This window comes from Micromonospora sp. B11E3, assembly GCF_039871625.1.
Taxonomy (GTDB): domain Bacteria; phylum Actinomycetota; class Actinomycetes; order Mycobacteriales; family Micromonosporaceae; genus Micromonospora.
On record NZ_JBDPMC010000233.1, the window covers coordinates 1 to 891 of the forward strand.

1 protein-coding gene is annotated in these 891 nt (G+C 63.6%); it reads left to right on the forward strand.

The window, feature by feature from the left end:
* Nucleotides 1–213: 213 nt before the first annotated feature.
* Nucleotides 214–891, forward strand: a 678-nt coding sequence (locus ABGB16_RS33835; protein WP_347672116.1) for a hypothetical protein, incomplete at its 3' end; no start/stop codon positions are given.

Genomic DNA, 891 nt, shown 5'->3' on the forward strand with positions numbered 1-891 from the left:
TCCTACCGCTCCACGACGTCCCTAAGAAAGCACAATGATAGGCGATCGGGTGGTAGGCGATTGGGCCTAGGCCTACACCTCGGCGGGGGTGTCGGGGTCAAAGCCCGCCAGCCCGATCTCCCGCCAGGCATCGTGGCCGGCGGAGGTTCGTTCAAATTTCCCGAGACGGACCGAATTTATCTCGAGAGCGGGTTTGACGCCATTGGTCGACCCATGATGTTCGCGGAAATCTCGGCCACGGTCGGCGGAGCCGAACAGAACCTGTACGCGAAAGTGGTCAACCCCGCCTTCGACGTGGACGACATCGGCGGGATCCTCGCGTCCGGAAAAGTGCTGTGGGAGTTGAAGAATCGGTGGGATCTTTCCGACTCAGTGGCTTACAACGGCAAAATTGATAAAGAATTTAGATTGCCCCGCCCCCTGAGGCGTAGTGTTGGTAGCAGTAAGAATGGTAAGGGGGACTTGACGTTCGGTGGGGAGGAGGTGCAGGTCGCCGCCGGGACGGAGGTCACCTTCTGGGTAGGGAAGTGGCCGCGGCTGCCCGCATCGGAACTCGGCGTTTTCGTCGTGGTCAGGGCGCCGTTGGTCGACGACGAAAACCGACACGCCTACCGGCTCATCAACATGGACATGAAGATCGATAAGTTCGGTGAGCTCATTGGAAAGCTCCGCCGGCAGCCGAACCTCACCATGCTTGCCCCGCAAGCCGAGGGGGCACCCGAGCCGACCGGGCAGGCTCCGAGCATCGGGCAGGGGCCGGGCGCCGGGCAGGGGCCGGGCGCCGGGCAGGGGCCGGGCGCCGGGGGTGAGTCGGGTTCCGAGGATGGGTCGTCGTTGCCTGGTGGTGCGGCGGCGTTTGAGTGGGGTCCTGTGGGGGGTGGTTCGTCTTCG